Below are 24,949 nucleotides of genomic sequence, written 5' to 3' on the forward strand. Positions count from 1 at the left end.
TCCCCATAATGATATTGCGAACTGTTTGCAGAAAAACCCGGTTATTCGTGCTTTTCGCGGTTGTTTCGCCTGGGGAATCAGCGTAGGGGCGGCGCGAGTCTTTGGATCGGCATGCGGCAATGGCCCGTGCCCCGCCGGTCCGTGAACCGCATTGCCGGGCTTGCCAGAAGGGAGTGCCGCGCGCCATGGGACGCAAGAAGATCGCTTTGGTCGGAGCCGGGATGATCGGGGGCACGCTCGCCCACCTCGCCGCCATGAAGGAAATGGGCGACATCGTCCTCTTCGACATTGCCGAAGGCATGCCCAAGGGCAAGGCGCTCGACCTCGCACAGGCGGGACCGGTCGAGGGCTATGATGCGGGGCTCAAGGGCACGAGCGATTATGCCGACATCGCCGGCGCCGACGTCGTCATCGTCACCGCAGGCGTACCGCGCAAGCCGGGGATGAGCCGCGACGACCTGCTCGGCATCAACCTCAAGGTCATGAAGGCGGTCGGCGAGGGCATCAAGGCCAACGCCCCCGACGCCTTCGTCATCTGCATCACCAATCCGCTCGACGCGATGGTGTGGGCGCTGCGCGAATTTTCGGGGCTGCCGCACAACAAGGTCGTCGGCATGGCCGGCGTGCTCGATTCGGCCCGCTTCCGCCACTTCCTCGCCGAGGAATTCAACGTCTCGGTGGAGGACGTCACGGCATTCGTGCTCGGCGGCCACGGCGACACGATGGTTCCGGTGATCGAATATTCGACCGTCGCCGGCATCCCGGTTCCCGACCTGATCAAGATGGGCTGGTCGACGCAGGAGCGGATCGACGCGATCGTCGCGCGCACCCGTTCGGGCGGCGGCGAGATCGTCCAGCTCCTCGGCAACGGCTCGGCCTATTACGCCCCCGCGACGAGCGCGATCGCGATGGCCGAAAGCTATCTCAAGGACAAGAAGCGCCTGCTGCCCTGCGCCGCGCATCTGACCGGCCAGTACGGCGTCGACGACCTCTATGTCGGCGTGCCGGTGGTGATCGGGGCGAATGGCGTCGAGCGCGTCGTCGAGATCGCGCTGAACGAAGGCGCGAAGGCGAACTTCGACAAATCGGTCCACGCGGTCCAGGAGCTGCTGGTCGCGTGCAAGGGCCTGGAGCCGAGCCTGGCCTGAGTCCCGACGCCCCGCGCAGGCGGGGCCCGTCGCCCGCCCCCTCGGAACGAGGGTGCGGGTGAACTGGTATCTGGAGGTGGTCCCACCCGGGGCGCACGGAAAACGGAACGAAAATCTATGAGCATCCTGATCGACAAGAATACCAAGGTCATCACCCAGGGAATGACCGGCGCGACCGGCACTTTCCACACCGAACAGGCGCTCGCCTACGGCACGCAGATGGTCGGCGGCGTGACGCCGGGCAAGGGCGGCACGACGCATATCGGCCTGCCGATGTTCGACACCGTCGCCGAGGCGAAGCAGGCCACCGGCGCGACCGCGTCGGTCATCTATGTGCCGCCGCCGTTCGCCGCCGATTCGATCCTCGAGGCGATCGATGCCGAGGTTGAGCTGATCGTCGCGATCACCGAGGGTATTCCGGTGCTCGACATGGTCAAGGTGAAGCGCGCGCTGTCGGGCTCCAGGTCGCGGCTGATCGGCCCCAACTGCCCCGGCGTGCTGACCCCCGACGAATGCAAGATCGGCATCATGCCGGGGTCGATCTTCAAGAAGGGCAGCGTCGGCGTCGTGTCGCGCTCGGGCACGCTGACCTATGAGGCGGTATTCCAGACCACGAACGTCGGGCTGGGCCAGACGACCGCGGTCGGCATCGGCGGCGACCCGGTCAACGGCACCAACTTCATCGACGTGCTCGAACTCTTCCTTGCCGACGACGCCACCAAGTCGATCATCATGATCGGCGAGATCGGCGGCGATGCCGAGGAGCAGGCGGCGCAGTTCCTGATCGATGAGGCGAAGCGCGGCCGCAAGAAGCCGATGGTCGGCTTCATCGCGGGCCGCACCGCGCCTCCGGGGCGCCGCATGGGCCATGCCGGCGCGATCGTGTCGGGCGGCAAGGGCGATGCCGAAAGCAAGATTGCTGCGATGGAAGCCGCGGGCATCACCGTGTCGGCCTCGCCGTCGGAGCTGGGCACGACGCTGGCGGAGGTGCTGAAAGAGCGGGTGTGACCCCCAATTGCTCCCCTTTTTCGTGTGTCCCCGCGAAGGCGGGGACCCATTGCTGCGTCTCCTGGACCCCCGCCTTCGCGGGGGAACACGTCGGGACGATTTAGGATGGTCCCGCCCGGCTATGTCTATATCATGGCGAGCCGGAAAAACGGGACGATCTATATCGGTGTGACCAGCGATTTGCCGAAAAGGGTTTGGCAACATCGCGAAGGCATGATCGAAGGTTTTACGAAGCGTTATGGTTGCAAACTGCTGGTGTGGTTCGATTGCTTTGAAAGCATCCACGACGCCCGGCAGCTTGAAGTGCGGATGAAGAAATGGAACCGGGCGTGGAAGATCAATCGCATCGAGGAGCATAATCCCGAGTGGAATGATTTATCCGAAACGTTGAATTAGGCCTCTGGAGATCGATCCCTGCCTTCGCAGGGGCACGAATAGGTTGGGAAAATGAACCTCGAACGACAAAGCTTCGACATCGACGAACCGCAGCCCGGACCGAGCTGGGCGCCCAGAAACTGGCCCCTGGTCGACAGCGACGACCTGACCGCCGCGCTCGATCCGCAGCAGATGCAGGTCGCGGTGAAGGCCGCCGCGGCGAAGGCCGGCGCGCCGCTCTCGAACGCCGAGGTCGAGCGTGCGGCCGACGAGGCGATCCGCGCGATGATGCTGATCCGCACCTATCGCGTGCGCGGCCATCTGGCGGCGTCGCTCGACCCGCTCGGCCTGTCGAAGCATGAACTGCCCGCCGACCTCACCCCCGAATATCATGGCTTCGTCGGCACCGATCAGGACCGGCCGGTATTCCTCGGCGGAACGCTGGGGCTCGAAAAGGCGACGGTGCGCGAGATCGTGGCGATCCTGCAGGCCAATTATTGCGGGAATGTCGGCCTCGAATATATGCACATCGCCGACGTCGAGGAACGGCGCTTCCTGCAGGACCGGATGGAAGGCGCCGACAAGCATGTCGAGTTCACCCCCGAGGGCAAGCAGGCGATCCTCAACAAGGTGATCGACGCCGAGGAGTGGGAGAAATTCCTCGCCCGCAAATATGTCGGCACCAAGCGCTTCGGCCTCGACGGCGGCGAGGCGATGATCCCCGCGATGGAAGCGATCATCAAATATGGCGGCCAGTACGGCGTGCGCGAGATCGTCTATGGCATGGCGCATCGCGGCCGGCTCAACATGCTCGCGAACGTGATGGCGAAGCCTTATCGCGTCATCTTCCACGAATTCCAGGGCGGCAGCGCGAATCCCGAGGCCGTCGGCGGTTCGGGCGACGTCAAATATCACCTCGGCACCTCGACCGACCGCGAGTTCGACGGCATCTCGGTGCACATGTCGCTGGTGCCCAACCCGTCGCACCTCGAAGCGGTCGATCCGGTGGTGCTCGGCAAGGTGCGCGCGCAGCAGGTGGTGCGCGACGACCTGATCGAGCATGAACAGGTCCTGCCGGTGCTGATCCACGGCGACGCGGCCTTCGCGGGGCAGGGGATCGTCTGGGAATGCCTCGGCTTCTCGGGCATTCGCGGCTACAACACGGGCGGCTGCATCCACTTCATCGTCAACAACCAGATCGGTTTCACGACCAGCCCGCAGTTCGCGCGCTCGTCGCCCTATCCGTCGGACGTCGCGAAGGGCGTCCAGGCGCCGATCCTGCACGTCAACGGCGACGATCCGGAGGCGGTGACCTTCGCCTGCAAGCTAGCGATCGACTTCCGCCAGCAGTTCAAGCGCGACATCGTCATCGACATGTGGTGCTATCGCCGCTTCGGCCATAACGAGGGCGACGAGCCGTCGTTCACCCAGCCGCTGATGTATGCCCGCATTCGCAAGCATCCGGCGGTGTCGGACCTTTATGCGCAGCGGCTGGAGGAAGAAGGGGTGATCGCGGCCGGCGACGCCGACGCGCACCGCCGCGAATTCACCGCGCGGCTCGAGGAAGAGTTCGAAGCGGCGAAAAGCTACAAGCCGAACAAGGCCGACTGGTTTGCCGGTCGCTGGTCGGGGCTGCACATGCCCGGCGATTCCGAACATGCGCGGCGCAATATCGCGACCGGCGTTTCGGAAAAGCTGTTCGACAGCATCGGCCGCATCATGACGACCATTCCCGACGACCTGCAGGTGCACAAGACGCTGCGCCGCGTCATCGACGGGCGCGCCGCGATGTTCGCCGACAAGAAGAATGGCGACGTGTTCGATTGGGCGACCGCCGAATCGCTCGCCTTCGGCACCCTGCTCAGCGAAGGCTATCAGGTGCGCCTGTCGGGCCAGGATTCGGGGCGCGGAACCTTCAGCCAGCGCCATGCCGTCTGGGTCGACCAGACCGACGAGCATAAATATATTCCGCTGAAGACCGTGCCGCACGGCCGCTTCGAGGTGCTCGACAGCCCGCTGTCGGAATATGGCGTGCTCGGTTTCGAATATGGCTATGCGATGGCCGATCCGAAGAGCCTCGTGCTGTGGGAAGCGCAGTTCGGCGACTTCGCCAACGGCGCGCAGATCATGATCGACCAGTTCATCGCGGCGGGCGAGGCCAAGTGGCTGCGTGCCAACGGCCTCGTGATGCTGCTGCCGCACGGTTACGAGGGGCAGGGGCCCGAGCATAGCTCGGCGCGCCTCGAACGCTTCCTGCAACTGTGCGCGGGCGACAATATCCAGGTGTGCAATATTTCGACCCCGTCGAACTATTTCCACGTCCTGCGCCGCCAGATGCTGCGGTCGTTCCGCAAGCCGCTGATCATCATGACGCCCAAGTCGCTGCTCCGCCACAAGCTGGCGGTTTCGCAGCGTAGCGACTTCATCGGCGATGCGCATTTCCGGCGCATCATGTCCGATCGCAACCCGCCCGAGGACGGCGCGATCCGGCGCGCCGTCTTCTGCTCTGGCAAGGTCGGCTATGATCTGATGGAGGCGCGCGATGCCGCGGGCCTGACCGACACGACGATCATCCGTATCGAGCAGCTCTATCCCTTCCCGGGCGAAGCGCTCGCGGCGCGGCTGAAGCGGATGACGAATCTCGAAGAGGTCGTCTGGGCGCAGGAAGAGCCGCGCAACAACGGCGCGTGGTTCTTCGTCGAGCCGCTGATCGAGGAAGCGCTGGACGAAGCCGGGCACAAGGGCAAGCGCGCCCGCTATGCCGGCCGCGCCGCCGCAGCCTCGCCGGCGACGGGCCTGATGAGCCGCCACCAGACCGAGCAGGGGGCGCTCGTCGCCGATGCGCTCGGCCTGTCGGTTCGCGCCGAGATTCGCCGGACGAAGAAGAAATAGAGGCTGGCGCGCCCAACCCGATGCAACGACAATCCCGATGAACAGGGGCGGTCCCTGTCCATGGTCCCCAAGGAAGAAGCGATGAGCACCGAAGTCAAAGTCCCCACCCTGGGTGAAAGCGTGACCGAAGCCACGGTCGGCGAATGGCTGAAGCAGCCGGGCGACGCCGTCGCGGTCGATGAGCCGATCGCGAGTCTCGAAACCGACAAGGTCGCGGTCGAGGTGCCGTCGCCGGTCGCGGGCGTGATGGGGCAGCAGGTCGTCGCCGTCGGCGACACCGTCGCGGTCGGCGCGGTGATCGCGACGATCGAGGCGGGTTCGGGCAAGGCGCCGGCCGCGGCGCCCGCTCCGGCCGCCAAGGCCGAAGCCGCAACCCCCGCGCCCGCCGCGACGGCCAGCGACAATGCGGTCGACACGGTGACGACGATGTCGCCCGCGGTGCGCCGCCTCGTGCTCGAACACGGCGTCGATCCCACGAAGATCAAGGGGACCGGCAAGGACGGCCGCCTGACCAAGGAGGATGTGCTCGCCGCCGCCAATGCTGCGCCCGAGGCTGCTCCCGCTCCCGCCGCGCCTGCTGCATCCGCGCCGGCTGCCGGCGGAGCCCCGGGGCGCCGCGAGGAGCGCGTCAAGATGACGCGGATGCGCCAGACGATCGCGAAGCGCCTGAAGTCGGCGCAGGAAACCGCGGCGATGCTGACGACCTTCAACGACTGCGACATGTCGGCGGTGATGGCGACCCGCGAGCGCTATCGCGACAGTTTCGAGAAGAAGCATGGCGTGCGCCTTGGCTTCATGAGCTTCTTCACCAAGGCGGTCGCGCTCGCGGCGCACGATATTCCGGCGGTCAACGGCCGGATCGAGGGCGACGAGATCGTCTATCACGACTATCTGGACGTCTCGGTTGCGGTCAGCGCGCCCAACGGGCTGGTCGTGCCGGTCGTGCGCAATGCCGAGAGCCTGAGCTTCGCCGAGATCGAAAAGGCGATCGCCGACCTCGGCAAGCGCGCCAAGGACGGTACGCTGACGATGGCCGACATGACCGGCGGTACCTTCACCATCTCGAACGGCGGCGTGTTCGGCGGCCTGATGTCGACCCCGATCATCAACCCGCCGCAGTCGGCGGTGCTCGGGCTTCACCGTATCGAGGACCGCCCGGTCGTGCGGAACGGCGAGATCGTCATCCGCCCGATGATGTATCTCGCGCTCAGCTACGATCACCGGCTGGTCGACGGCCGCGAGGCGGTGACCTTCCTCAAGACGATCAAGGAAGCGATCGAGGACCCGACGCGGCTGCTGATCGATCTTTAAATATCCCACATCCGTTCGGGCTGAGCTTGTCGAAGCCCCGTTCTTCTCTTGAGAGCGACGGATTGAGAAAAGTACGGCCCTTCGACAAGCTCAGGGCGAACGGAGATTGAAATGTCGGACTTTGACTACGACGTCCTTGTCATCGGTGCCGGGCCCGGCGGCTATGTCGCCGCGATCCGCGCGGCGCAGCTGGGCCTGAAGACCGCGTGCGCCGAAGGACGCGAAACACTCGGCGGCACCTGCCTCAACGTCGGCTGCATCCCGTCGAAGGCGATGCTCCACGCGTCCGAATATTTCGAAGCCGCCGCCGGCGGCGCGATGGCGAAGATGGGCATCAAGGTGAAGCCCGAACTCGACCTCGATACCATGCACGGCCAGCGCAAGGACGCGGTCAAGGGCCTGACCGGCGGCATCGAGTTCCTGTTCAAGAAGAACAAGGTCGACTGGCTGAAGGGTTATGCGAAATTCACCGCGGCCGACACGGTCGAGGTCGCGGGCAAGGCGGTGCGCGCAAAGAACATCATCGTGGCGACCGGTTCGTCGGTGACACCGCTTCCCGGTGTCGAGGTCGATAACGCCAAGGGCGTGATCGTCGATTCGACCGGCGCGCTCGAACTCGCGAAGGTGCCCGGCCACATGGTGGTGATCGGCGGCGGCGTGATCGGGCTCGAACTCGGCAGCGTGTGGCGCCGCGTTGGCGCCAAGGTGACATGCGTCGAGTTCCTCGATCAGATCCTGCCTGGCATGGACGGCGATGTCCGCAAGGAAGCGAACAAGATTTTCAAGAAGCAGGGCATCGAGTTCAAGCTCAAGACCAAGGTCACGAAGGCCGAGGTGAAGGGCAAGAAGGCGGTGCTGACGCTCGAACCCGCTGCGGGCGGCGATGCGGAGACGCTGGAAGCCGACGTCGTGCTGGTGTCGATCGGGCGCCGCCCGAACACCGACGGGCTCGCGCTCGACAAGGCTGGACTCTCGGTCAACAAGCGTGGCCAGATCGAGGTCGATCATGATTTTCGCACCGCGGTCGACGGTATCTGGGCGATCGGCGACGTGGTGCCGGGGCCGATGCTCGCGCACAAGGCCGAAGATGAAGGCATCGCCTGCGCGGAGAATATCGCGGGACTGACCGGCATCGTGAACCACGACGTCATCCCGTCGGTCGTCTATACCATGCCCGAGATCGCCGGGGTCGGCCTGACCGAGGAAGCCGCGAAGGAGCGGGGAGAGGTCAAGGTCGGCAAATTCCCGATGCTCGCGAACAGCCGCGCCAAGACGAACCACGAGCCCGACGGCTTCGTCAAGGTGATCGCCGACGCGAAGAGCGACCGCGTGCTGGGCGTCTGGTGTATCGCCAGCGTCGCGGGCACGATGATCGCGCAGGCCGCGCAGGCGATGGAATTCGGTGCGACGAGCGAGGACATCGCCTACACCTGCCACGCGCATCCGACGCACAGCGAGGCGGTGAAGGAAGCCGCGATGGCGGTGACGGGCAAGCCGATCCATATCTGACGCCGCCGTCGGCGGTCGGGGCACGAACGGGGGAGAGTGACGATGGCGGCACGACTGGGATTATGGATGGCGGCATCGATGGCGGCGGCGTGGCCGCTCGCCGTACAGGCGGCCGATGACGCCGTTCCGGTGGCTGCCGCGCCTGATCTTTCGGTCGTCAGCCAGCGCCTCGACGCGTTGCTCGACCGCGATTATCCGGCGCTCGAAGCGCTTTACAAGGATCTGCACGCGCACCCCGAACTGGGGATGCAGGAGGTACGCACCGCCGGCATCCTCGCGGCGCGTCTGCGCGCGGCGGGTTTCACCGTGACCGAGAAGGTTGGCGGCACCGGCGTCGTCGCCGTGCTCCGCAATGGTGTGGGGCCGACGATCCTCGTCCGCGCCGACATGGACGCGCTGCCGCTCGAGGAAAAGACCGGCCTGCCGTGGGCGAGCAAGGCGCGCGCGACCTATGAGGGCAAGGACGTGCCGGTGATGCACGCCTGCGGTCACGATACGCATGTGGCTTACCTGGTCGGCGTCGCGCAGGCGCTCGCCGCGATGCGCGACAGCTGGTCGGGGACGGTGGTGCTGATCGGTCAGCCGGCCGAAGAGCCGCTGCAGGGTGCCCGGGCGATGCTCGACGACGGGTTGTTCAGGCGCTTTCCCAAGCCCGATTTCGGCTTTGCCGCGCATGTCAGCAACCTGCCTTCGGGCGTGGTGGCGATCAAGGCGGGGCCGTCTTCTTCGGCATCCGACAGCTATTCGGTCGTTTTCCACGGGCGTGGTGGTCATGGTTCGATGCCTGCGGCGACGATCGACCCGATTCCGATCGCAGCGCGCTTCGTCACCGACGTGCAGACGGTAATCAGCCGCGAAAAGGACCCGGCGGCGTTCGGCGTGCTGACGATCGGCGCGATCCAGGCCGGTAGCGCGCCCAACATCATCCCCGACAGCGCCGAGGTGAAGGTCAACCTCCGCTCGCAAGCACCCGATGTGCGCGAACTGCTGCGCAGCGGCACCGCGCGCGCGGCAAAGGCGGCGGCGCAGATGGGCAACGCACCCGCGCCAACCATCAGCTATCTGGGGGGCACCGGCGTGCTGATGAACGACGAGGGCATGGCGGCCGCGGCGGCCGCGATGCTGAAACCCGTGTTCGGCGATCGCCTCGCCTTCGCACCGGCGAGCGCGCAGCCGATGTCGGGCAGCGAGGATTTCTCCGAATTCGTCGATGCCGGCGTTCCGTCGATCTTCTTCGCGATCGGCGGCTACGATCCCGCCGTTCTCGCCGCGCTCAAGGCGAAGGGTGAACCGGCGCCGACCAACCACTCGCCTTTCTTCGCCCCGCAGGCCGAGCCCGCGATCCGCAACGCGGTGACGGCGATCGTGCTGTCGATCGTCGGCGGCGTCCGGCCGGCGGAGCGCTGACCGGCCCGCGCCGATGGACGCCATCGACAACGCGCTGCTCGTCCGCCTGCTCGACCTCGTCGGGATCGGCGTGTTCGCGCTGTCGGGCGCGCTGATGGCGGTGCGGTTGCGGCAGACGTTGGTCACGGCCTGCTTCTTCGCGCTGGTCACGGGCGTCGGCGGCGGCAGCGTGCGCGACCTGCTGATCGGCGCGCCGGTGTTCTGGGTCCAGGACGGCGCGATCGCCGCGGTGTGCATTGCGATCGCGCTGACCGTCTGGCTTACCCCCGAACGATGGTGGCGGCGCGGGCAGTTGCTCGAATGGGCCGATGCGGTCGGGCTCGCCGCCTACAGCGTCTTCGGCACCGCCAAGGCGATGGCGTGGGGCGTGCCGCCGGTGCCGGCACTGATGATGGGCGTCATCACCGGCTGCGTCGGCGGCACGATCCGCGACGTGCTGGCGGGCGTGCCGTCGATCATCATGCGCCCCGAAATCTATGTGACCGCGGGGGCGCTGGCATCGGGCCTGTTCCTGGCGCTGCTCTGGCTCGGCGCGGGGACGGCGGTGGCGGCGGTGACGGGCGCGACCGCGGGTTTCATCCTGCGCGGCGTGGCGATCCGCTGGTCGCTGGGCCTGCCAACCTATGGCCGTGCCGGCGGCGACGGGGCAAGCTGACGCTTGACCGGGGCGCGCGGCGCGGCAAGGTTGGCATCCTTTGGCAGGGGACATGCATGACGACCGACCGGACGACCGCCAACGGCATCAGCATCGCCTTCGAGGACAAGGGGCCGCGCGATGCGCCCGCGATCCTGCTCGTCATGGGATTGGGCGGGCAGCTGACGCTGTGGCCCGACGAGTTCGTCGATGCGCTGGTCGCGCGCGGGTTCCGCACTATCCGCTACGACAATCGCGATGTCGGTCTGTCCACCCGCTTCGATGCGGCGGGGGTGCCCAACCTCAAATGGATGTTCGTCAAGGCTGCGCTGGGCTTGCCGGTGCGCAGTGCCTACCGGCTCGCCGACATGGCCGACGACGGCGTCGCGCTGCTCGACCGTCTGGAGATCGACCGGGCGCATGTCGTCGGCGCGTCGATGGGCGGGATGATCGCGCAGCATATCGCCGCCAGCCATCCGGGCCGCACCCTGTCGCTGACCTCGATCATGTCGACGACCGGCAACCGCCGCCTGCCGCGCGCGAAGAAGGAAGCGATGCAGGTGCTGGCGAACCGGCCGATGAGCGGCGATCCGGAAGACATGATCGCCTATTCGGTGCGCGCCGCGCGGGTCATCGGCAGCCCCGGCTATCCGGCGGAGGAGGAGCGTTTGCAGCGCCGGGTGCGCGGCGATTTCGAGCGCGGCTGGTATCCGCAGGGCGTCGCGCGCCAGATGGCGGCGATCGTCGCCGACGGCGACCGGCGACCGATGCTGAAGGCGGTGCGGGCGCCGACCCTCGTCATCCATGGCGAGGCCGACCCGCTGGTCCCGATCGCGGGCGGGCGGGATACGGCGGCGCATATCGCGGGGGCGCGGCTGATGACGATCCCCGGCATGGGACACGACCTGCCGCTGGCGCTGGTCGACACGCTCGCCGATGCGATCGCGGAGCATGCCAAAGGCGCGGCCGTGGCGGCCTGATCGGCCGTCACCTCAACAGCAACGCCAGCGCGGCGAACACGCCTTTCGGGCCGTTCGCGCCCGGCCGCGGAACCACCGGCAGATAGGCGCGGCAGTCGAGGCACGCAGCCTGCACCGACCCCGACGCCGACAGCATCGACAGGTCCTGCACCAGCCGGCGTTCGGCCAGCTGCCGGTTCATCGCCGCGATGCCGAACCAGCCGCGCGGCGCGGCGGCATCGGCGCTGTCGTCACGCGTCAGGCTGGCGAGCAGCTTCGACCACTCGCTCGGCTCGTCCTCGAAATATTTGGCGTGGAAGGCGCCGTCGAGCTTTGCCAGCTTCGCCGCCGCCGCCAGCGCGTCGGGCAAGCCGCCGAACTGGTCGATCAGCCCGATCTGGCGCGCGGTTCCGCCCGCCCATACCCGGCCTTCGGCGATCGGCAGCACCTTGTCGAGCGGCTGCTTGCGGCTCTTGGCGACGAGGCCGGTGAAGCGGGCATAGATTTGCTCGACGCTCGCCTGTGCGAGCTGGTTGAACGGTTCGTTGACGCCGCCCAATATGTCGGGCTGGCCCGACAGCGGCGTCGTCGCGATGCCGTCGGTGGTCACGCCGATCTTCGCCAGCGCCTGATCGAAGCTCGGCAGGATGCCGAAGACACCGATCGAGCCGGTGATCGTGTCGGGCTCCGCGAAGATGCGGTCGGCGGGGGTTGATATCCAGTAGCCGCCCGACGCCGCGACATTGGCCATCGATACGACGATCGGCAGCTTCTTCGCCTTGGCGGCGAGCAGCGCCTGGCGAATCTGTTCGGACGCCAGCACCGATCCGCCCGGCGAATCGACGCGCAGCACGATCGCCTTCACCCCGCCGTCGCTCGCGGCGTCGAGGATGTGACCGGCGATCGTTTCCCCGCCGGCGGTTCCGTTCGAGGCTTCGCCGTCGACGATCTCGCCCGCGACGGGGATCACCGCGATCGCGCGGCCCTTCTGCGCGGGCGGATTGGCAGCGACCCAATTGTCGAGCGGGATGGCGTTATAATCCCACGGCCGGCTGTCGTCCGCGGCGCCGCTGATTTCGGCCACGCGCGCGCCGAACGCCATGCGGCCGCCTAGCTTGTCGACCAGCCCGGCGGACAGCGATGCCTGGCCCAGGTCGCCGCTTGCCGCCCGGACCGCGCCCGGCGTGTCGGCGATGAAAGCGTCGAGCTTTGCCTTCGGCCTTGCCGCCTTCACGTCGGCGAGCCACTTGTCCCACAGCACGCCGGCATAGGCGAGGTCGGCCTGCTTCGCCTCGGGCGACTGGTCGCCGCGCAGATAGGGCTCGACCGCGCTCTTGAAGGTGCCGACGCGATAGATGTGGGCGGTGATGCCGAGCCGGTCCATCAGCCCCTTGTAATAGAGGCGCGACCCGCCGGGCCCGGCGATGGCGACGCCGCCCATGTCGTCGGCCCATATCTCGCTGGCGTGCGCCGCGACCTGATAGCTGTCGGTCGTGTAGGCGGTGGCGAAGGCGAGCACCGGCTTTTTCTTCGCGCGCACCTTGTCGATCGCGGCGCCGATCTCTGCGAGCGAGACCTGCCCGCCGCCCAGGAAGCGGTCGAGATCGAGGACGACCGAGGTCACGCGCTTGTCGTCGGCGGCGGTTTCGAGCGCCTGGACGATGTCGCGAACGCGATATTCGCGAAGCTGCGCGCCGCCCGACAGCGCCGCGAACGGGTCGATTTCCGCCGGCTGTTCGGTGACGATGCCGTCGAGCTGGAGGAGGAGCGCGCCCTTGCTGACCGGCAGCGAGGCGTTAGGACGGCCCGCGAGCAGGCCGAACAGCGCCGCGAAGAACAGCAGCAGGAAGACGAGCGCCAGCCCGTCCTTGATCGCCACGAGCAGCCGCCAGACCCGGCGCGGAAAGCTGATCGTGCCGCGCGGCGCATCGTCGCCGGGCAGCCGACGGCGCACGGGGATGGCCCAGGGGCCGACGGGATTCGGGGCGGAGGTCGGGGTGTCGGTCATTGTGCGAATCTAGTGCGTGATGATCCGAGATGGAACCGTCATTGCGAAGAGCCGAAGACGGCAATGCGATCCCATCACCCCTCGCGCTTGCAGGAGGGGAGACGGCGTCACAGCCATCCCTCCTGCCGGTACCAGCGCACCGTTTCGGCGAGGGCATCGGCGGTGTCGACGGCGGGGCGCCAAACGTCGGGCGGCGGACAGGCGCCCTCTGCCGCCACCCAGTCCGGATGCGCGATATAGCGGGCGCGGTCGGCGGTCAGCTTGGCGCGGTGGCGGCGCACCAGCATGTCGAGTCGGCCTCCGGCGTGCAGCAGCGGCGCCGGGACAGCGAGCGTCGCGACGCGATCGCGCCCGACGGCGCGGCCGATGGCGCGCGCGAAGCCGCGATGCGACCAGCCGCCGGGCTGGCCGTCGTCGGGTTCGTAGGTCTGCCCGACGCCGGCATGGCGCTCTGCCGCGAGCGCGACCAGCAGCCGCGCCAGTTCGTCGACGTAGATCGCCGACATCCGGCCGCGCGGTGGGATCAGCATCAGGCCGCGCCGCGCCATGCGGAACAGGTCGAGCATCTCGGTATCCCCGGGGCCGAAGACGGCGGGCGGGCGTACGATCGTCCAGTCGAGTCCGCTCGCCTCGACGATCGTCTCGGCGCGCGCCTTCGACCAGCCATAGTGCGACAGGCCGGGTTCGCGCGCGGCGAGCGAGGAAACGTGGACGAAGCGCCGCACCCCGGCGCCGCGCGCGGCCTCGACGACATTCGCCGTGGCGACCGCGTTGCCCGCCTCGAACGCTGCGCGGGTCGGGACGTTGACCACGCCCGCGATGTGGAGCAGCGCATCGGCCCCGGCCACCATCTCTGTAAGGCTGTCGGCCCGGTCGAGCGCGCCGGCGATCCATGTGACGCCGTCGCGCGCCTCCTGCGCCCGGCGGGTGAGCGCGCGGACGTGCCAGCCGGCTTCGACCGCCTGGCGCAGCGTCGCGCGCCCGACGAAGCCGGTTGCGCCGGTCATCGCCAGCGTGGGTTGCATCAGAGCCGCCCCGGCACGGGAAGGATTTGGTCGCGCGTCATCACAGCAGCACCATATGATCGCGATGGACGACTGCACTGCGCGGCGTATGGCCGAGCGCCGCCTCCTGCGCGTCACGCCCGAGGCCGAGGATCGCCGCGGCGTCGGCGACCGGATATTCGGACAGGCCGCGCGCGACGATGCGCCCGTCGGGCCCCGCGATATCGACGATGTCGCCGCGCGCGAAATCACCGCTGGCGGCGGTGACGCCCGCCGCGAGCAGGCTGGCGCCGCCCTGTAGCGCGCGGACCGCGCCAGCGTCGATGGCGAGCCGGCCCTTGACGGTCAGCCGTCCCGCGAGCCACGCCTTGCGCGCGCTGGCCCCCCGTTTGGGGAGGAACAGCGTATGCCGCGCCTCGGCCGACAGCGGCCGGTCGATGCGGCCCGATGCGATCGCGAGATGCGCGCCCGCGGCGTTGGCGATGCGCGCTGCCGCGATCTTCGACACCATGCCGCCCGATCCCATGCCCGAAGCCGACCCGGCGTCGGCCATCGCCTCGATCTGCGCGTCGATGCGCTCGACCCTTGCGATATGACGTGCGCCGGGGATCGCAGGATTGCGGTCGTAGAGCCCGTCGACGTCGGACAGCAGCACGACGCCGTCCGCCCCGGCCGCCTGCGCGACGCGCGCCGCGAGCCGGTCGTTGTCGCCGAAGCGGATTTCGGCGGTCGCGACGCTGTCATTCTCGTTGATGATCGGCACGACGCGCAGCGAGAGCAGCCGGTCGAGCGTGGCCGCGGCGTTGAGGTAGCGGCGACGATGTTCGAGGTCGTCGAGGGTGACGAGCATCTGTGCCGCGGTCAGCCCCTCGGCACCGAGCAACTCGGCCCAAACTTGCGACAGCGCGATCTGCCCCGTCGCGGCGGCGGCCTGCGCATCCTCCAGGCTCGCGCGCCCGCCCTTGGCGAGCCCCAGCCGCCGCGCGCCCAGCGCGATCGCGCCCGACGACACGACCGCGACCTGCTGCTCGGACCGCGCGCGCGCGGCAATATCGGCGGCGATCCCCGCGACCCAGTCGCGCCGCACCGCGCCATCGGGATCGACGAGCAGCGCCGATCCGATCTTGACGATCAGCCGCGGACAGGAGGCGGGAGGGAACAGCATCATGCCGCCGCCGATAGCGCGCGCGGCGCGGCGCGCCAATGCGAATATCCCCGAGTCGCACAGGGAAAAATGGGAATGGCGCCTTTTCGGGCGAAACCGGCTGGCCTGCGGTTTCGCCCGTCAGGTCGTTCAGATCGGCGACCAGTCGCCGCCGGCGTCTTCTCTTTCGTCGCTGCCTGGTTGGGGATGATCGATCGCTTCGAGCAATTTGTCGAGCACTGCCTCGACCCCCGCGCCGCTCGCGCCCGAGAGCGCCATAACAGGCTTGCCGCTCTCTTCGGCGAGTTCCGCCGATAGCGCCGCGATCAGTTCGTCGTCGAGTATGTCGACCTTGTTGAGCGCGACGATCACCGGCTTGTCGGTCAGCCCGGCGCCATAGGCCTCTAGTTCATCGCGCACGATGCGATAGCTGGTCGCGACATCCTCATCATTGGCGTCGACGAGGTGCAGCAGCACGCGGCAGCGTTCGATATGGCCGAGGAAGCGGTCGCCGATCCCAGCGCCGTCGGCGGCGCCCTCGATCAGCCCGGGAATGTCGGCGATCACGAATTCGCGACCCTTGTGGCTGACCACGCCGAGCTGCGGCCGCGTCGTGGTGAAGGCATAGGCGCCGACCTTGGCCTGCGCGTTGGTGACGGCGTTGATGAAGGTCGACTTGCCGGCGTTGGGCAGGCCGACGAGCCCCGCGTCGGCGAGCAGCTTCAGCCGCAGCCACACCCACATCTCCTCGCCCGGCCAGCCGGGGCCATGCTGGCGCGGCGCGCGGTTGGTCGAACTCTTGTAGCTCGCATTGCCGCGCCCGCCGTCGCCGCCGCGCAGGAAGACGACGCGCTCGCCCGCCCGGGTCAGATCGGCGAGCGGCGTCCGTTCGTCATCGTCGGCGAGGATCTGCGTGCCCACCGGCACCTCGATCACCAGATCGTCGCCGCCCGCGCCGGTGCGGTCGCGGCCCGCGCCGGGGGTTCCGCGCCTCGCCTTGAAATGCTGGGTATAGCGGAAGTCGATCAGCGTGTTCAGCCCGGCGACCGCCTCGAACACGACGTCGCCGCCCTTGCCGCCGTTGCCGCCGTCGGGGCCGCCATATTCGATATATTTCTCACGCCGAAAGCTGACGGCGCCGGGGCCGCCGTCGCCCGACTTGATGAAGATCTTGGCCTGATCGAGGAAATGCATCGCCGCCCTTTACGGGGAAGGCGGGGACTTGGCTAGGGATCGTCGCCCCGGCTTGCGCCGGGCGATAGTCAGCAGCCCGGCTTCCCGCCCTGTTCGGCCCAGAAGGTTCCGATCCGCCCGGCGATCAGTTCGGTCGCCAGCGCGCGCGCGGTGTCGCGCGGCAGGCCCAGCGCCTCGGCCATCGGGCCGCCGAGGTGCGCGTCGCCCATCGCCATCAGTACCAGCGCGAGTGTGTCCTCGTGCATCAGGCGCTTTTCGTGCGCGTCGGGGGCCATGCCGTCGATCAGCCGGTGGATCGCGGCGATGATCGGGTCGAGCGAATCGTCGTTGCCGGTCGCCGCCATCCACGTCGCCAACGCCCCCGCGCCGCCGCTGTCGAAAGCGTCGAAGGCGAGGTCGACGATCTCGCGCACGTTGCGTTCGCCCGGCGGCGAGGCGGTCATCTTTGCGGCGATCGTGTCGCACACCGTTTCGGCCAGATAGGCGGCCAAGGCCTTTTGCAGGCCTGCCGCGCTGCCGAAATGGTGGAGCAGATTGGCGTGGGTGCGGTCGATGCGTCCCGCCACCGCCTTCAGCGTCACCGCCTGCGGCCCCAGTTCGATCAATATCTGACGGGCTGCTTCCAATGCGACCGACCGGCTCTCCTCCGGGCTCAGTCGCTTCTTTGCTATTGACACCACTGTAAGTAATTCCTAGATACTTGCCCCTGAGGCGCCCCCGCGCCTTCACCCCCTATTCGCCGGTGAGGAAGATATGTCCAGCCTTTCGCTCTCCCCCACGCCGCATGATCTGGCGATCACCCCGCGCGACATGCGCTTCGGTCGCGACGACCGGCAGGGGCGCTGGTGGCTGAACGGCGATCCGATCGCCTCGACCTTCCACACCGCGCTGTCGGTGACCTTTCCAAAGGGCGAGGCGATGTTCATCGAGGCGGTGAAAGCCCACCGCGATGGCGTGCCCGACAAGCTGGCGCGCGAGATTCGCGCCTTCACCCAGCAGGAAGTGATCCACAGCCGCGAGCATGTCGTCTTCAACCGCAAGGCGGAGGAGGCGGGCTACGACCTCTCCGAACTCGAGGCCGATGTCGACGCGGTGATGGAACTGATCAAGCAGCGACCGCCGATCGTCAACCTGATGGCGACGATCGCGCTCGAACATTATACCGCGATGCTCGCGGCGATCATGCTCAAGGATCCCGCCATGTATCAGGGGGCCGAGCCCGAGTGGGGCGCGCTGTGGAAATGGCATGCGATCGAGGAGATCGAGCACAAGGGCGTCGCCTACGACACCTGGCTTCACGCGACGAAGGACTGGAGCCGCTGGCGGCGCTGGAAGGCGAAGTCGCTGATGATGCTCGTCGTCACGGCGCGCTTCTGGCCGAAACGCGTCCGCGGCATGAAGATATTGCTACGGCAGGACGGGCTGACCGGCTGGCGGGTGACCGCGCGCATCTGGTGGTACCTGCTCGGCAAGCCGGGGGTGCTGCGCAAGAGCCTGCGGCCCTGGCTTGCCTATTTCCTGCCGGGCTTCCACCCCTGGAACCATGACGATCGCGCGCTGATCGGCCGCTATGAGGGCGCTTATGCCGACGCGCTGATGCCCGCGCATTCGTCGGCGGCGCCCGCGGCGGCCGCTGCCGCCTGAAGCGTCGGGCTTTCGCAAGCAGAGCGTTTCGCGAAGGCGGCCGGACCGGTCTTCTCTCTCCCGGTCGTCCGGCTGCCTTCGCGGAAATCGCGGGCTTGCATGACGGCGATTGCCGTCCGCGGCGCGATGCGGCATGGCGCATCCATGATCAGTGCTCCCCCCGTCATCGAGACCGACCGTCTGCGCCTGCGCGAGCATCGCCTGTCGGACAAGGATGTCCATATCGCGATGTGGGCCGATCCGCGCGTGACGCGCTTCATCGGCGGCGAGCCGCGCGCGCCCGATGTCGCGTGGGGCAAGTTCCTGAGCTCGGCGGGGATGTGGCCGGTGCTCGGCTATGGCTATTGGGTGTTCGCCGACAAGGCGACCGACCGGCTGGTCGGGCAGGGCGGCCTGTCCTATTTCTGCCGCGGCATCGCCGAACTGGAAGGGCAGCCGGAAGCGGGCTGGGCGTTCGACGCCGACCACTGGGGCATGGGCCTGGGGACGGAGGCGATGCGCGCGGTTCTTGGCTGGGCCGACGCGACGCTCGACGCGGCCGAAGTGCGCTGCATCATCGATCCCGGCAACGAGGCGTCGGAGCGGGTGGCGGAGAAGCTCGGCTTCCGCCTGATCGGCGACAGCGACGCGCTGGGCCATGTCGTCGCGATTTACAGCCGCCCGCGCGGGGGGTAGCCCCGCTTTCGTCATTGCGAGCGTAGCGAAGCGATCCAGTGCGGATTTCGCCTGCTTCATGCTGGCAAGGGGCCGTTCCCCGGCGCAAGCCGGCGCCCACGCGAGGCAGCGCCAAGCTATCAGGACCCCGGCTTGCGCCGGGGAACAGGGGTCACGGATGCTGAAACAAATTCAGCACGACGGAAAAAGGACAATGCGGAAACCGGGATTCCCGCAGATCGCAGGCCGTCGACGCGGTTTCAGGCCGGTTCCACCACCAGCACGCCGCCATCGGCGCTGACGACGCGGACCTTGGCGCCCTCGGCGGCGTCGGGGCCGTGGACCGGCCATTCGCCGTCGCCGACCTTCGCGCGGCCGCGGCCGTCCTCGATCGCCCGCGTCACCGTCAGCACCTCGCCGACCAGCCGCCCGGCGCGCTGGTTGAGGTGGGGATCGGCGGACGCGATCGGGTTGGCCTTCAGCCAGCGCCGCGCGGTGTAGAGCGCGATGAACGACAGGATCGCGAAAACGCCAAGTTGCAGCGGCACCGAGATCGGCACGATCCAGGCGACGACCCCGGTGACGATTGCGGCGGCGCCCAGCCAGATGAGGAAGAAACCCGGCGCGACGATCTCCGCCGCGGCGAGCAGCACGCCGAGCGACAGCCACACCCAATGCGGGTCCATGTGCGACAGCCAGCCCGGCACGTCAGGCGCCCTTGCGTTCGATGGCGTCGCGCGCCAGTTCGCCGATGCCGCCGAGCGTGCCGATCAGCTGCGTCGCCTCGACTGGGAAGAGGATCGTCTTGCTGTTCGGGCTGGTCGCGAACTGGCTGACCGCCTCGACATATTTCTGCGCGACGAAATAGTTGATCGCCTGCGCGTTGCCGCTGGCGATCGCGTCCGACACCATCTGCGTCGCCTTCGCCTCTGCCTCCGCCTCGCGCTCGCGCGCCTCGGCGTCGCGGAAGGCGGCTTCGCGGCGCCCTTCGGCCTGCAAGATCTGGCCCTGCTTCTCGCCCTCGGCGCGCAGGATTTCGGAGGCGCGCAGACCTTCGGCCTCGAGGATCGCGGCGCGCTTTTCGCGCTCGGCCTTCATCTGCCGCGCCATCGCGTTCGAGATGTCTGCGGGCGGGCGGATGTCCTTGATCTCGACGCGGGTGATCTTGACCCCCCAGGGCGTCGTCGCGTCGTCGACGACATGCAGCAGCCGCGTGTTGATCTCGTCGCGCTTCGACAGCGTCTCGTCGAGGTCCATCGACCCCATCACGGTGCGCAGGTTGGTCGTCGTCAGGTTCATGATCGAGAGGTAGAGGTCGCTGACTTCATAGGCGGCCTTGGCGGCGTCGAGCACCTGGAAGAAGACGACGCCGTCGACCGCGACCATCGCATTGTCCTTGGTGATGATTTCCTGCCCCGGAATGTCGAGCACCTGCTCCATCATGTTCACCTTGCGCCCGACGCGGTCGAAGATCGGCATGATGAAGTTGAGCCCGGGCTGGGCGGTGTGCGTGTAGCGGCCGAAGCGCTCGATCGTATAGGCATAGCCCTGCCGCACGGGCGTCAGTGCCCAGACGAGGAACACCAGCGCCAGAACCACCAGTGCGAGTGCGAATTCCATCGGTCGTCCCTCCTGCAAATCCTTTCCCTTATTGCGGCAATGGCGCGGGTGCGCCACAGAAAAGCGCATGATCGACTTTGCCCCCCGCTCGCTGCTCTACGTCCCCGCCTCCAACGCGCGCGCGCTTGAAAAGGCGCGCGGGCTTGCTGCCGACATGCTGATCGTCGACCTGGAGGATGCGGTGCCGGCGGACCGCAAGGCGGAAGCGCGCGAGGCGATGCGCGCCGCGGTCGCCGCGGGCTTTCCCGGCAAGCGCGTCGCGGTGCGGATCAACGGTACCGGCAGCGCGCATCAGGCGGCCGATCTCGATGCGCTTGCCGGGCTGGCGCTCGACGCGGTGGTGCTGCCCAAGGTCGATGCACCCTCCGATCTCGCTCCCGCGCGCGGACTCGGCCTGCCGCTGTTCGCGATGATCGAGACGCCCGCCGCCATCTATGCCGCGCGCGACATCGCCGCCGACCCGGCGACGCACGGGCTGATCGCCGGGCTCAACGACCTCGCGCACGAGCTGAAGCTTCCCGACGGGACCGATCGCGGCGCAATGAGCCACGCGATCCAGGCGATCGTGCTTGCCGCGCGGGCCGAAGGCGGCTGGTGCTTCGACGGCGTCTATAACGCCATCGACGATGCGGCGGGCTTTGCGGCCGAGGCGGCCGACGGGCGGCGGCTCGGCTTCGACGGCAAGACGCTGATCCACCCGACACAAGTCGATCCGTGCAACGCCGCCTTCGCTCCGTCGCCGCGTGAGATCGTCGCCGCCGAGGCGCTCGTCGCAGCCGCGACCGGCGGGGCGCAGCGACACGAAGGACGGATGATCGAGGACATGCACGTTGCTGCGGCACGGGCGTTGCTAGAGCGGGCGGGGCGCGGATAGGAGATTCGCGCAGAGGCGCAGAGATCGCGGAGGGTTCAGGCCGACAGGCTTCCTCATTCCGCGACCTCGGTTCGAAATCTGCGGTTGAGAGAAATAGCTGCGGCGCGGAAAAGGCTATTTCTCCATACCTCCGTGTCTCCGCGTGAATCCTGTCATGCGACCACCTGTTCTCCCCTCCCGCTTGCGGGAGGGGAGGCAGGTTTTTGCGGCCAAGATGACCTGCCGATGCCTTTCGTCGTTCGACGAACGCGCCTTGCCTGCCCGGGGCGGGCATGCCATGCGGCGCATCCATGAAAACGCCGAAATTCCGCGCCGCGCTTGCCGCCGTGGCGCTTGTCGCCCTTGCTGTCCCCGCCGCCCAGGCCAGGGACGATGCGCCGGTCACCGAGATCGAACTTGCCAATCATATCCGCACCCTGTCGGGCGACGCCTTCGAGGGGCGCGCGCCGGGGACCGGAGGCGAAGCGCGCGCCATCGCCTATATCGTCGGCGAGTGGGCGAAGGCGGGGCTGAATCCGGTGCAGGGTAGCGCCACCCCCTGGCTCCAGCCGGTTCCGCTGGTCGAGACGCAGGCCACGGGAAGCCAGGCGCATTTCAAGGTGCGCGGGCGCGATTTTGCGATCGAGGAGGATGGCGTCATCCTGACCGGCCGCGATGCCGCGGCGTCGCTGTCGGACCTGCCGGCGGTCTTCGTCGGCTATGGCGTCGACGGCGAAGGCCGGGTCAACGCCGACGTGCGCGGCAAGCTGGCGATGATGCTGATGGGCAATGCGCCGTTCGGCGACGACCTGCCGCGCTATCGCGAACGGCGTCAGCTGCTCGCCGATGCGGGCGCCTCGGCGGTGCTGGTGATCGCGACCGACGCGCTGCCCTGGGCACAGCTTCGCGATGCGCTGGGCAGTCGGACGACGCGCCTCGCTGACGCGAAGGCCGGCCCGCCGATTGGCGGCTTCCTGTCGCTCGAGGCGAGCGACGCCCTGTTCGCCAAGGCGGGGGAGGACGGCGCGACGGCGCGGGCGGCGGCCGCGGCGGCCGACTTTCGCGGGCTGGCGCTGCCGGTCACGGCCGACCTGTCGGCGACGGCGACCGTCCGCAGCGTCGACAGCCATAATATCATCGCGAAGCTGCCGGGCGCAAAACCCGACGGCAAGGCGGTGCTATTCCTCGGCCATTGGGATCATCTGGGCATCTGCGCGCCCGAAGGGGCGGCCGACCGCATCTGCAACGGTGCGGTCGACAATGCGAGCGGCATCGCGGTGCTGATCGCGGTCGCCCGGCGGCTTGCCAAGGGACCGCGCGCCGACCGCGACATCTATTTCATGGCGACGACGGCGGAGGAGAAGGGGCTGCTCGGCGCGCGCTGGTTCGCCGATCATCCGGTGCTGCCGCTGACCGACATCACCGTCGCGCTCAACATCGACACTATCGCCGTCTCGCCGCGCGGCACGCCCGTCGCGACGATCGGTCGCGGGCGCCCCGCCCACGACGCGCTGGTGCGCGAGGTCGCGTCCGCGCTCGGCCGCGCGATCGACGACGATGGAGAGGCCGACCCCTTCATCCAGCGGCAGGACGGCTGGGCGCTCGGTGCCAAGGGCGTGCCGTCGCTGATGGTGGGGGGCAGCTTTTCAGACATGGGGCTGCTGGAGGCGTTTCTGGAAAGCGACTACCACGGACCCGGCGACGAATTTTCGGACAAGGTGCCGCTGGGCGGCGCGGCCGAGGATGCCGACCTGCACGTCGCGCTGGGGCGGGCCTTTGCCGATACCAAGCGGTGGCCGGGGACGAATTAGTGCATCGAGTCTTGATCTGAGATGATGCTGACTGAACGTACGCCGCTCTCGTCATTGCGAGCGGCAAAGCCGCGCGGCAATCCAGAGTAGACGTAAACTGCCATGGATTGCTTCGCTCCGTTCACAATGACGCACCGGACAATCGAAAACCATCGCCCTGCGAAAGCCGCGGCCGCTGGCTGACGGGCGCGAGATCGTGCGTGGCCCCGGCTTTCGCCGGGGCGACGTTTATCTATCAGGCCGCCTGCTTCGCCCGGTCGGCCATTTCCTGGTTCAGCATCTCGGCCAGCAGGAACGCCAGTTCCAGCGACTGCCCGGCGTTGAGGCGTGGGTCGCAGTGGGTGTGATAGCGGTCGGCGAGGTCCATCTGGGTCACGTCCATCGCGCCGCCGGTGCATTCGGTGACGTTCTGGCCGGTCATCTCGATGTGGATGCCGCTGCCGTGCGTTCCCTCGGCGCGGTGGACGGCGAAGAAGCCGCGTACCTCGGCGAGGATGCGTTCGAACGGGCGCGTCTTGTAGCCGGTCGAAGTCTTGATGACATTGCCGTGCATCGGGTCGCACGACCAGACGACGGGGTGACCCGATTCCTTCACCGCGCGCACCAGCTTCGGCAGATGCGCTTCGATCTTGTCGTGACCATAGCGGGTGATCAGCGTCATCCGCCCCGGCACATGGTTCGGGTTGAGCGTGTCGAGCAGCCGCAGCAGCGCGTCGGGCTCCAGCGTCGGGCCGCATTTCATGCCGACCGGATTGCCGATGCCGCGCAGATATTCGATATGCGCCGACCCCTCGAAGCGGGTGCGGTCGCCGACCCACAGCATGTGCGCCGACGTGTCGTACCAGCCGCCGGTCAGGCTGTCCTGCCGGGTGAGCGCCTGCTCATAGGGTAGCAGCAGCGCCTCGTGGCTGGTGTAGAAGCTGGTGCCCTTGATCTGCGGGACCGTTTCGGGCGTCACGCCGCACGCCTCCATGAAAGCGAGCGCCTCGGAAATGCGCGCGGCGGTTTCCTGATATTTCTTGGCCCATGGACTGCGGTCCATGAAATCGTGCGTCCAGGCGTTGACCTGATGCAGGTTCGCATAGCCGCCGTGCGCGAAGGCGCGCAGCAGGTTGAGCGTCGCCGCCGCCTGGCTGTAGGCGCGGACCATGCGCCGCGGGTCGGGCTCGCGTCCCACCGCCTCGAACGCGATGTCGTTGATGATGTCGCCGCGATAGCTCGGCAGCTCGACGCCGTTCACTTCTTCCATGTCGGCCGAGCGCGGCTTGGCGAACTGACCCGCCATGCGGCCGACCTTCACCACCGGCACCTTTGACGCGAAGGTCAGCACGACCGCCATCTGGAGCAGGACGCGGAAGGTGTCGCGGATGTTGTTCGGATGGAATTCGGCGAAGCTTTCGGCGCAATCGCCGCCCTGCAGCAGGAAAGCCTTGCCTTCGACCGCCCGCGCGAGTTCGTCCGTCAGCGCCCGCGCCTCGCCCGCGAAGACCAGCGGCGGATAGCTCGCGAGCTCGCGCTCGGCCGCGTTCAGTGCGGCCTCGTCGGCGTAGGTCGGAAGCTGGCGGGCCTCGTGCGAGCGCCAGCTATGCGGTTGCCATGGTTGCGTCATCTTTTGCGTCTTCTGCTTCCAAAATCGAATCTCGCGCGCCGCCTTGGCTCGGATGGGCCAGGGAAGCAAGGACAGGAAATTAGCATCATCGGCCCATTTATGCACCCGCGCTTTTCTTGCGCCGCGGAAACTGGTAATTTGCTGCGGTTTCGGCAGGCGCGATCG

21 protein-coding genes are annotated in these 24,949 nt (G+C 67.9%); 13 read left to right on the plus strand and 8 right to left on the minus strand.

Annotated elements, in window-relative coordinates; genetic code table 11:
• Window positions 1-185: 185 nt before the first annotated feature.
• The 9 genes from mdh (at window position 186) to C3E99_RS01080 (ending at window position 11,264) form a co-directional block, all read left to right on the plus strand.
• A complete protein-coding gene (gene mdh / locus C3E99_RS01040) occupies window positions 186-1,148 on the plus strand; it encodes a malate dehydrogenase (RefSeq protein WP_067107167.1) in 963 nt (320 codons plus the stop codon).
• Between the two features lie 117 nt (window positions 1,149-1,265).
• Complete coding sequence (sucD, locus tag C3E99_RS01045) at window positions 1,266-2,156, plus strand: succinate--CoA ligase subunit alpha (protein ID WP_076073845.1); 891 nt, start codon at window positions 1,266-1,268, stop codon at window positions 2,154-2,156.
• 105 nt (window positions 2,157-2,261) lie between these two features.
• Entirely contained in the window at window positions 2,262-2,552 is a 291-nt protein-coding gene (locus C3E99_RS01050; protein WP_067181071.1) for a GIY-YIG nuclease family protein, read from the plus strand.
• Window positions 2,553-2,603: 51 nt separating this feature from the next.
• Window positions 2,604-5,423 (plus strand): 2-oxoglutarate dehydrogenase E1 component, encoded by a 2,820-nt coding sequence (locus tag C3E99_RS01055; protein WP_076073848.1) that lies wholly within the window; start codon window positions 2,604-2,606, stop codon window positions 5,421-5,423.
• A gap of 81 nt (window positions 5,424-5,504) precedes the next feature.
• Complete coding sequence (gene odhB, locus C3E99_RS01060; protein ID WP_076077511.1) at window positions 5,505-6,734, plus strand: 2-oxoglutarate dehydrogenase complex dihydrolipoyllysine-residue succinyltransferase; 1,230 nt, start codon at window positions 5,505-5,507, stop codon at window positions 6,732-6,734.
• A 111-nt stretch (window positions 6,735-6,845) separates the two neighbouring features.
• Window positions 6,846-8,243, plus strand: coding sequence for a dihydrolipoyl dehydrogenase (gene lpdA, locus C3E99_RS01065; protein ID WP_067107182.1), 1,398 nt, complete (start codon window positions 6,846-6,848; stop codon window positions 8,241-8,243).
• A 42-nt stretch (window positions 8,244-8,285) separates the two neighbouring features.
• Window positions 8,286-9,650 (plus strand): amidohydrolase, encoded by a 1,365-nt coding sequence (locus C3E99_RS01070; protein WP_234002552.1) that lies wholly within the window; start codon window positions 8,286-8,288, stop codon window positions 9,648-9,650.
• Between the two features lie 13 nt (window positions 9,651-9,663).
• Entirely contained in the window at window positions 9,664-10,305 is a 642-nt protein-coding gene (locus C3E99_RS01075) for a trimeric intracellular cation channel family protein (protein WP_067107185.1), read from the plus strand.
• Window positions 10,306-10,361: 56 nt separating this feature from the next.
• Window positions 10,362-11,264 carry an alpha/beta fold hydrolase gene (locus C3E99_RS01080; RefSeq protein ID WP_076073851.1) on the plus strand — a complete coding sequence of 301 codons (903 nt, stop codon included), beginning with the start codon at window positions 10,362-10,364 and terminating at the stop codon, window positions 11,262-11,264.
• Between the two features lie 7 nt (window positions 11,265-11,271).
• Here C3E99_RS01080 and sppA read toward each other — a convergent pair whose 3' ends face one another.
• From sppA to C3E99_RS01105, 5 genes are all read right to left on the minus strand, one after another.
• A complete protein-coding gene (gene sppA / locus C3E99_RS01085; protein ID WP_104959307.1) occupies window positions 11,272-13,251 on the minus strand; it encodes a signal peptide peptidase SppA in 1,980 nt (659 codons plus the stop codon).
• A gap of 107 nt (window positions 13,252-13,358) precedes the next feature.
• Window positions 13,359-14,276 carry an NAD-dependent epimerase/dehydratase family protein gene (locus tag C3E99_RS01090; RefSeq protein ID WP_234002553.1) on the minus strand — a complete coding sequence of 306 codons (918 nt, stop codon included), beginning with the start codon at window positions 14,274-14,276 and terminating at the stop codon, window positions 13,359-13,361.
• A 40-nt stretch (window positions 14,277-14,316) separates the two neighbouring features.
• Window positions 14,317-15,423 (minus strand): glutamate 5-kinase, encoded by a 1,107-nt coding sequence (gene proB, locus C3E99_RS01095; RefSeq protein ID WP_076077523.1) that lies wholly within the window; start codon window positions 15,421-15,423, stop codon window positions 14,317-14,319.
• A 126-nt stretch (window positions 15,424-15,549) separates the two neighbouring features.
• A complete protein-coding gene (gene obgE, locus C3E99_RS01100) occupies window positions 15,550-16,593 on the minus strand; it encodes a GTPase ObgE (protein ID WP_076073853.1) in 1,044 nt (347 codons plus the stop codon).
• 68 nt (window positions 16,594-16,661) lie between these two features.
• Entirely contained in the window at window positions 16,662-17,270 is a 609-nt protein-coding gene (locus tag C3E99_RS01105) for a TetR/AcrR family transcriptional regulator (RefSeq protein ID WP_067107232.1), read from the minus strand.
• 76 nt (window positions 17,271-17,346) lie between these two features.
• Between C3E99_RS01105 and C3E99_RS01110 the strand changes: the two genes are divergently transcribed.
• Both C3E99_RS01110 and C3E99_RS01115 read left to right on the plus strand, forming a co-directional pair.
• Window positions 17,347-18,237 carry a metal-dependent hydrolase gene (locus C3E99_RS01110; protein ID WP_076073856.1) on the plus strand — a complete coding sequence of 297 codons (891 nt, stop codon included), beginning with the start codon at window positions 17,347-17,349 and terminating at the stop codon, window positions 18,235-18,237.
• Between the two features lie 144 nt (window positions 18,238-18,381).
• Window positions 18,382-18,912 carry a GNAT family N-acetyltransferase gene (locus C3E99_RS01115; protein ID WP_067107235.1) on the plus strand — a complete coding sequence of 177 codons (531 nt, stop codon included), beginning with the start codon at window positions 18,382-18,384 and terminating at the stop codon, window positions 18,910-18,912.
• A gap of 239 nt (window positions 18,913-19,151) precedes the next feature.
• Here the strand turns inward: C3E99_RS01115 and C3E99_RS01120 are convergent, their stop codons facing one another.
• Together C3E99_RS01120 and C3E99_RS01125 are read right to left on the minus strand one after the other, a co-directional pair.
• Window positions 19,152-19,598 (minus strand): NfeD family protein, encoded by a 447-nt coding sequence (locus tag C3E99_RS01120; protein WP_234002554.1) that lies wholly within the window; start codon window positions 19,596-19,598, stop codon window positions 19,152-19,154.
• 1 nt (window position 19,599) lies between these two features.
• A complete protein-coding gene (locus C3E99_RS01125) occupies window positions 19,600-20,511 on the minus strand; it encodes an SPFH domain-containing protein (RefSeq protein WP_067107203.1) in 912 nt (303 codons plus the stop codon).
• Window positions 20,512-20,578: 67 nt separating this feature from the next.
• On the opposite strand from C3E99_RS01125, the gene C3E99_RS01130 reads away from it, so the two are divergent.
• Complete coding sequence (locus C3E99_RS01130) at window positions 20,579-21,385, plus strand: HpcH/HpaI aldolase/citrate lyase family protein (RefSeq protein ID WP_076073861.1); 807 nt, start codon at window positions 20,579-20,581, stop codon at window positions 21,383-21,385.
• A 290-nt stretch (window positions 21,386-21,675) separates the two neighbouring features.
• On the plus strand, window positions 21,676-23,175 hold the full coding sequence (locus C3E99_RS01135) for a M28 family peptidase (protein WP_234002555.1): 1,500 nt from the start codon (window positions 21,676-21,678) through the stop codon (window positions 23,173-23,175).
• 235 nt (window positions 23,176-23,410) lie between these two features.
• Here the strand turns inward: C3E99_RS01135 and C3E99_RS01140 are convergent, their stop codons facing one another.
• Window positions 23,411-24,784, minus strand: a complete 1,374-nt coding sequence (locus C3E99_RS01140) for a class II 3-deoxy-7-phosphoheptulonate synthase (protein WP_067186907.1) — start codon at window positions 24,782-24,784, stop codon at window positions 23,411-23,413.
• Between the last annotated feature and the right edge of the window lie 165 nt (window positions 24,785-24,949).

It is taken from the genome of Sphingopyxis sp. MG, assembly GCF_002953155.1.
GTDB classification, from domain to species: Bacteria; Pseudomonadota; Alphaproteobacteria; order Sphingomonadales; family Sphingomonadaceae; genus Sphingopyxis; species Sphingopyxis granuli.

Bases quoted from the DNA above. Each gene is read 5' to 3' on its own strand.
- sppA (WP_104959307.1), bottom strand. From the start codon at position 13,251: ATGACCGACACCCCGACCTCCGCCCCGAATCCCGTCGGCCCCTGGGCC.
- proB (WP_076077523.1), bottom strand. From the start codon at position 15,423: ATGATGCTGTTCCCTCCCGCCTCCTGTCCGCGGCTGATCGTCAAGATC.
- C3E99_RS01080 (WP_076073851.1), top strand. From the start codon at position 10,362: ATGACGACCGACCGGACGACCGCCAACGGCATCAGCATCGCCTTCGAG.
- C3E99_RS01050 (WP_067181071.1), top strand. From the start codon at position 2,262: ATGGTCCCGCCCGGCTATGTCTATATCATGGCGAGCCGGAAAAACGGG.
- odhB (WP_076077511.1), top strand. From the start codon at position 5,505: ATGAGCACCGAAGTCAAAGTCCCCACCCTGGGTGAAAGCGTGACCGAA.
- C3E99_RS01135 (WP_234002555.1), top strand. From the start codon at position 21,676: ATGAAAACGCCGAAATTCCGCGCCGCGCTTGCCGCCGTGGCGCTTGTC.
- C3E99_RS01090 (WP_234002553.1), bottom strand. From the start codon at position 14,276: ATGCAACCCACGCTGGCGATGACCGGCGCAACCGGCTTCGTCGGGCGC.
- obgE (WP_076073853.1), bottom strand. From the start codon at position 16,593: ATGCATTTCCTCGATCAGGCCAAGATCTTCATCAAGTCGGGCGACGGC.
- mdh (WP_067107167.1), top strand. From the start codon at position 186: ATGGGACGCAAGAAGATCGCTTTGGTCGGAGCCGGGATGATCGGGGGC.
- C3E99_RS01070 (WP_234002552.1), top strand. From the start codon at position 8,286: ATGGCGGCACGACTGGGATTATGGATGGCGGCATCGATGGCGGCGGCG.
- C3E99_RS01125 (WP_067107203.1), bottom strand. From the start codon at position 20,511: ATGGAATTCGCACTCGCACTGGTGGTTCTGGCGCTGGTGTTCCTCGTC.
- C3E99_RS01130 (WP_076073861.1), top strand. From the start codon at position 20,579: ATGATCGACTTTGCCCCCCGCTCGCTGCTCTACGTCCCCGCCTCCAAC.
- sucD (WP_076073845.1), top strand. From the start codon at position 1,266: ATGAGCATCCTGATCGACAAGAATACCAAGGTCATCACCCAGGGAATG.
- lpdA (WP_067107182.1), top strand. From the start codon at position 6,846: ATGTCGGACTTTGACTACGACGTCCTTGTCATCGGTGCCGGGCCCGGC.
- C3E99_RS01140 (WP_067186907.1), bottom strand. From the start codon at position 24,784: ATGACGCAACCATGGCAACCGCATAGCTGGCGCTCGCACGAGGCCCGC.
- C3E99_RS01115 (WP_067107235.1), top strand. From the start codon at position 18,382: ATGATCAGTGCTCCCCCCGTCATCGAGACCGACCGTCTGCGCCTGCGC.
- C3E99_RS01075 (WP_067107185.1), top strand. From the start codon at position 9,664: ATGGACGCCATCGACAACGCGCTGCTCGTCCGCCTGCTCGACCTCGTC.
- C3E99_RS01055 (WP_076073848.1), top strand. From the start codon at position 2,604: ATGAACCTCGAACGACAAAGCTTCGACATCGACGAACCGCAGCCCGGA.
- C3E99_RS01110 (WP_076073856.1), top strand. From the start codon at position 17,347: ATGTCCAGCCTTTCGCTCTCCCCCACGCCGCATGATCTGGCGATCACC.